Source organism: Pedobacter agri PB92 (assembly GCF_000258495.1).
GTDB classification, from domain to species: domain Bacteria; phylum Bacteroidota; class Bacteroidia; order Sphingobacteriales; family Sphingobacteriaceae; genus Pedobacter; species Pedobacter agri.
On record NZ_AJLG01000213.1, the window covers coordinates 1 to 7003 of the forward strand.

Here is a 7003-nt window from a genome sequence, read left to right on the forward strand (position 1 = left end):
TTCAGTATTAGTTGATTTATACCATGTAGATGTATATTATGTAGACTTTAGAGACGGTTTTGCAGCCAACTATGCACATAGAAATTCAAAAATCAACTTTATAGAGCAGCATGCTTACAGCAAAACTCTTTTGCCATCAAAAACCTTAGTTGTTGCACCACTGTCTTCAATGTTTGATGTAATTACCCAGTTAAGTGGCGTTGATATTAAAGTCTTTTTCTGGTCGATACATCCGGTTGGGCTTGAAGAATTTTTCACCAAGTTATTTCGAAAGCTGCACATTAAATTTGATACAAAAGATAAAACAATCCTTGGTGGGATTATCGATCTACTAATAGAAAAGGATTCGCTATACTTTATGGATGAGCCTAACTATAGTTATCAAAAAGCAGTATTCAAATTTAAGTCAATAGAAGAAAAATATTTGCCAATTCCTTTAGCAGAAAAGCATTTAACTAGTAACTATATCTCTAACCCCAATATAAATCTGGCATGGGTTGGGCGATTATCTGAAGATAAAATATTTTCTTTGATCAATATCCTGAATTGTTGCAACGATTATTTGTTAGCAAATGATAATCAGAAAATTGTATTTCATATAATCGGAGATGGCCCCAAAAGATACTTGTTAGAATCATTTGAGTTAAATTCAAATCTACAGCTTATATATAGATTAGATTTAAGTGATTCAAGTCTTCAATCCTATTTAAAGGAAAATATTGAGGTTCTTTTTGCCATGGGAACCTCCGCATTGGAGGGCGCCAGCTTAAAAATTGCTACAATTCTGGTTGATTTTTCCTATCAACCTATCAGTACAAAATACTTTAGGTGGCTTTATGAAGCTAAAGGTTTTTCGTTAGGGAACTCTCATCAAGAGGGTCAAATTTATGGAACATCATTTGAAACCATTATGGAAATCATTAAGAAAAATAATCTTGGGCTATATGCTTCAAAATCCTATGAATATTTTTCGAAAAACCATAGTTTGGAAAGCATTACAGATAAATTCTTGAAAATATTAGATGCGGACCCTATTAACCTTCACACTTTAAAAGAAACAAAATTAAAAGCTTATTTTTGGATTAATAAGCTCAGAACAATCATTCAATACCTAAAATTTATATGCAAAAAATCTTAATTGTTTTTGGCACAAGGCCTGAGGCTATAAAAATGGCTCCTTTAATTAAAGAGTTTGAGAAACACCAAGAGGCTTTTGATACTAAAGTTTGTGTTACTGCCCAACACAGAGAGATGCTTGACCAAGTATTGAATTTTTTTGAGATTGTGCCAGACTTTGATTTAAACCTGATGAAGCCCAATCAAAACTTATATCAACTTACAGCAGATGTTATTGTGGGCCTCAAAGAAATACTTGAAAAATTTAAGCCCGATTATGTTTTTGTGCATGGAGATACTACAACTTCGATGGCAGCCTCAATTGCTAGCTTTTATTTCGGGGCAAAAGTGTGTCATGTTGAAGCAGGCTTAAGAACCTTCGATAAACTCTCCCCTTTCCCGGAAGAAATAAATAGGCAGATTACCGGAAGAATAACAGATGTGCATTTTGCTCCGACGGCTACCTCTCAGCAGAATTTAATTATGGAAGGAATTTCACCAGAAAACATTCATGTTGTTGGGAACACGGTAATTGATGCATTAATACTGGCACAGAAAAAGCTTTCTAACTTTGAAGATAGCCAGATACGACAACTTAAAAATATTGTAAATGAGGATAAAAAAATAATTTTAGTTACAGGACACAGACGTGAAAATTTCGGTGATGGGTTCTTAAACATTTGCAAGGCGCTCCGCGAAATTGCAATTCGCGAAGATATCCAAATAATTTATCCTGTACATTTGAACCCTCAGGTTCAAAAACCAGTTTACGAAATTTTGGGAGGAATAGCTAATGTATCTCTTATTGATCCGCTAGGCTACCCAGCATTCGTTTGGCTAATGATAAAAAGCTATATTATTTTAACTGATAGTGGGGGTATACAAGAAGAAGCACCTAGTTTGGGGAAACCTGTACTGGTGATGCGAAATACAACGGAAAGGCCTGAGGCAGTAGAACAAGGTACCGTTAAGCTGGTGGGCACTGATCCGGATAAGATTACAACTCATGTTTTACAATTACTAAATGATGTTGATGCTTACGAAACAATGTCTTTAAAACACAATCCATATGGTAACGGTGACACTTGTGCTTCAATCTTATCAATCTTAACATGAAAATTCTTTTTATAGCACCATATCCAAACGAGGAAAACAGCAAGGATGGAATGGTTCAACGTGTAAAGCACGTTGATAATATTTTCAGTAAATATGAGCGAGGCTACCTGGATGTTCAACACCGTAAGAATTTTAAAGGAAAAACCCAAATTGTTGACCATCTTGTAAAAACTTACCAGTTAAATTCTGTTGTTCATATGCCTGCAATACATAAGATTTTAAATACCTATGATAAAATATATGTCCATTCAATTGCTGGTTTATTCTATCTTTTATGGATATTGCCATTCATTGATTTTAAGAAAATAATATTAGATGCGCATGGAATTTTCCCGGAGGAGCTTAAATTTGCAAGATCAAAGAAATTTATAGTTTTTGCATTAATCGAAAAATATGTCTTTTCGAAATTAACACGTATCATTTGTGTAACTAACGCTATGAGGAATCATTTTATTAAAAAATATCCACATACAAATTCAGATAATTATTTTGTTTATAACATTTTACCTTCTTTTAATACTGAATATATTTCGCCTGAACCACTTAATTCAACAGATAAAATTAATGTGATTTATAGTGGTAATTTGCAAGCTTGGCAAAATATTAATCTCATGCTTAAAGTAATAAGCAGTAACGATAAGCCTCATATTAAGTATACAATTTTAACTGGGGATGTTGATGGATTCAAAAAAGAGCTGAGTAGAATTAACCTATTGCATGCTGAAGTTTTATTAGCCAGCGTAAAGCCTCAAGAACTTCCTGAATACTATAGTCAAGCTCATTATGGATTTATACTACGAGATGATATTGATGTAAATAGAGTTGCCAATCCAACAAAATTAATTGAATATTTATCCTTTGGAATTATTCCCATAGTTAAAACCCCCAATATTGGCGATTTTATGGAACTAGGATACGAATATATTTCGTATCTAGATTTTTCGGAAATTTCCCAACCCAAAAAGAGCTTAAATAACCAAAATATTTACAAAAACTTGGTGAAAAAAATGAAAAATGCCAACCTTGAGGGCTTTGTTACAAATGGATAAATATTTTGTATACACTATAGTGTTAAACTATAGAAATTATTTAGACACAATTGAGTGTGTTGAAAGTTTACTCCTAATGGATGAGGCGAGCACCAATAGAATTGTTGTTGTAGATAATAACTCACCAAATGAATCATGTTTTGAAATTGAGAACTGGCTCAGGAAATCAAAGCAAAAATATGCTGTATTTGATCACTTACCTTTGGATTCAGAAATCGCTATCGATGCGAATATACTCTTTGTTCAACACAATCAAAATAATGGTTATGCAAGTGGCAATAACGTCGGGATTAAAACCGCAATACTAGATATTAATTGTAAGTATGTGTGGATATTAAATAATGATACTACAGTTGATTTCAATGCACTAGCAAGGCAAAAGAGCTATTTTGACCATTCAGCAAGTTTAAATGCGAATCTAGGTATGTTAGGTTCTAAAATACTCTACTACCATAATCCAACTATTGTGCAATGCATAGGTTGCAGGTATAATAAAGTACTAGGACTTCCGAGACAAATTGGCCTTAATGCAACAATTGAAGATTTAAAATATGATGAAAAACCTTTCGATTATGTTTCTGGAGCATCCATATTTACCAGTAAAGATATATTTACCCAGGTCGGTAATTTTAACGAAGACTTTTTTTTATATTTCGAGGAAATAGATTTCGCAACAAGGTTGAAAAGCCATGGATATACTGTAGGTGTTTGTTTAGAGAGTATAGTATATCACAAAGAAGGCGCAAGTACTAAAGACGATCCAAAATCTGCATTAGCCAGTCCCTTTTCAGATTATCATTTTACAAGAAGTAAGCTTATCTTTACCAAAAAATTTTACCCCGAATATCTTTTTTATAACTACCTCTCCTTAACACTAGTTATATTAAATCGAATCAGAAGACGCCAATTTGAAAATATTTGGCCAATCATAAAAGCCGGGCTAAAAAAATAGAATGATAATAGGGCGATATTTGTTAAATAGCATCATTGCAAAGGCTATCTTATTATTTATTATAATAGGTTTACTTATTTATAATAAAGTAGAGTTAAGCGTAATTGTGTTATCTTTCCTTACTATAGTGGCATTAGATTTCGCACATCCCTTAGTTTTGCGTAATTACTTTCTTGTATATACCTGCCTAATGTTCGGTGTAGCGAGGCTATTTTTTATTCCCCAAGATAATATATATACCATTCATGGCATATTTTATTCATTTGCATTTTATGTTGGAACGCTCATCAGAAAATATTTATTTAAAGGTCGGATAATATATAAAAAGACGATTCTATATAATAGAATAAACCGACGTATTTCGGCCGTCTGGGCTCTGTTAATAATTATTTTAATATTGAAAACCCTTGTTAATATTTATACGATATTAAACACAGGTATTTCTTCATATTTTGGCGGAAATTCAATGGTTTCAACTATTGAGAACTATGGGCAACAAAATGTATCGGGCGGTTTTGATATTATATTATCCAGTTTCTTTTCTAGCTCAATAATTGCCGTTGTGGCTATGTATGTAGGTATACACTTAAAGAATGGAAGAAAATTGAACTACATAGCATTATCATATGCGTTGCTTTTTCTACCATTATTATCTTTATCCAGAAATGCTTTTGCATTCGGTCTCATTACTATGCTATTAATTTATACTATGGCAGAAAATACAAAAGGCAGATTATCCGGAAAACTACTTTTATATGGTGCAATTACACTTATTTTCTTAACATTCGTTGGTATTACAATAGGTAGGCTTAGAGAAAGCCAAATTAATATATCATCAAATGCCGAAGCATCAAGTTCTTTAATGATGGTATATGGAGAACTATCGCCAATTGTAGCTTATGAAACTATAAAGACTAATCTTGATAACGGCGTATTATCTCATCAGTATGGAAAAACAATTATTCCACCTATAATTTTTAAAGTTGTTCCAAGAAGCTGGTATCCTGATAAGCCAATTAATTCCACGGCATACTATGCTCAAAAAACTAATTCTGACGCTTTTGAAAATGGATTCATGATACCATCTACATTTTATGGTGACTTATACTTAAATTTTGGTTTGATCATAACCATTTTTATCTGCATATTTTTCGGGTATTTTGTTGCAGTGCTTGATTATGCCTACATGGATAATATTAAAAGTGTACTATTTATTTACTTGATTATTCATAATAATTTCTACGCATTTCTTAGAAATAACATTCCCGAAGGTTTTATGAATATTTTTTTAACGTTTGCTATATATTTTTTCTATCGGTTACTCATTGAAAGTTTAACCAGAAAAATACCAAACTAAAAAGGTTTATGAGATGAAGAAATCTAAAATATATTATGATGCTAACTTTGCCATTAAGCAGTACAGGGGCATGGGGAAGTATATCAATAATTTTGTTTCTGTAATCAAAAGTGAAACAAAAGAAATTCCTATTGGTCTGCTTGTTGGTGGTGAAAAAAGTAGTGATGAATCTATTGCATTTGGATTACTAAACTACGTATTGTGGGAACAAATATCTTTACCACGTTTTTTAAAAAAAAAATCAGGAATTGTCTTGTTCCCATACAATACAGCACCTCTTTTTTTAAATATAACTAGTAGGCATGTTTTAATCTTGCATGATCTAATTTATATGCATGGATTCGAGACAAATTCTTTAAAACAAAAAATAGGTGCCTATTATAGGCGTTTTATTGTACCAAAAATAATCCACAAATTTGAAAATATTATAACTGTTTCAGAATATTCAAAAACTGAAATTATTAGTAGATTTAACATACCCGCGTCCAGAATTACTGTAATTTATAATTCTGTAGTTCTTGATCAAGAACACACGGAAAATTTAGATGTTGATTCCCGAGATAACTATATTTTCCATATTGGGGGAGAACCTGCATACAAAAATTCTAAATCTGTTATTTCTGCTTTTGCTAGGCTTGATATCAAGCTACAGGAAAAATATAAATTAAAAATTGTTGGTATTAGAAATGAGAAAAGCCGGAAGGAGTACCATTCTTTTATTAATAAGCTTGGTTTGGAAAATAAGGTAACACTTCTAGAGTATCAAACTGATGCAGAAATTACCTGCTTATATCAAAAGGCTAGTGTATTTGTTTTCCCATCTTTATACGAAGGCTTTGGTATCCCGATAATTGAATCATTTAAGTATGGCTGTCCTTTGGTATGCAGTAACAGTTCTTGTTTTCCGGAGGTTGCAGGTGATGGCGCTATATTTTTCGATCCACAAGATATAAACTCTATTGCTACTGCTATCGAATTGGCAGTATCTGATAAGAATAAAGCGGAGCAAATAGTGTCAAATGGATATTTACAATTACAAAGATTCTCTCAAGAAAGCTTTAGAGAGCGTGTTGTAAATTGGTACAATTTCAATTACAATAAAATTCAATGAAGAAAAAGTGTTTGATTATAATTCCTGGAATACCATATCCGCCGATTGATGGGCATAAATTAAAAATCTTTAATTTAATAAAAATTCTACACCATCAATTTGATTTGCATATTGTTACCATTGATAAGAAATCATTGAAGGAAACAGAAAAAACTTTTATTGATCAGTATAGTTATAAAAGTCATCATTTCCAAATTTCGGTAATAGCTTCATTACCTAAAATGTTTTTTAATCTGTTTACCAAACGACCATTTCAAGTATGTTATTACACTGTTTCCGAGATAAAAAAGTAGTGTGTACGT

6 protein-coding genes are annotated in these 7003 nt (G+C 32.1%); all 6 read left to right on the plus strand.

The genetic code is table 11. The features are described from left to right. On the plus strand, nt 1-1138 hold a 1138-nt coding region (locus ON09_RS21160; RefSeq protein ID WP_010603071.1), incomplete at its 5' end, for a hypothetical protein. Continuing rightward, the gene (gene wecB, locus ON09_RS21165; RefSeq protein WP_010603072.1) at nt 1123-2232 is read left to right on the plus strand and encodes a non-hydrolyzing UDP-N-acetylglucosamine 2-epimerase; all 1110 of its coding nucleotides are present in this window, start codon (nt 1123-1125) and stop codon (nt 2230-2232) included. The genes ON09_RS21160 and wecB, both read left to right, overlap by 16 nt. Next, entirely contained in the window at nt 2229-3281 is a 1053-nt protein-coding gene (locus ON09_RS21170; protein WP_010603073.1) for a glycosyltransferase family protein, read from the plus strand. Before wecB ends, ON09_RS21170 begins: the two co-directional genes overlap by 4 nt. Beyond that, entirely contained in the window at nt 3274-4233 is a 960-nt protein-coding gene (locus ON09_RS21175) for a glycosyltransferase (RefSeq protein WP_010603074.1), read from the plus strand. Before ON09_RS21170 ends, ON09_RS21175 begins: the two co-directional genes overlap by 8 nt. 1 nt (nt 4234) lies before the next feature. Beyond that, complete coding sequence (locus tag ON09_RS21180) at nt 4235-5590, plus strand: O-antigen polymerase (protein WP_010603075.1); 1356 nt, start codon at nt 4235-4237, stop codon at nt 5588-5590. 13 nt (nt 5591-5603) lie between these two features. Next, on the plus strand, nt 5604-6701 hold the full coding sequence (locus tag ON09_RS21185) for a glycosyltransferase family 4 protein (RefSeq protein WP_010603076.1): 1098 nt from the start codon (nt 5604-5606) through the stop codon (nt 6699-6701). Nucleotides 6702-7003 lie beyond the last annotated feature (302 nt).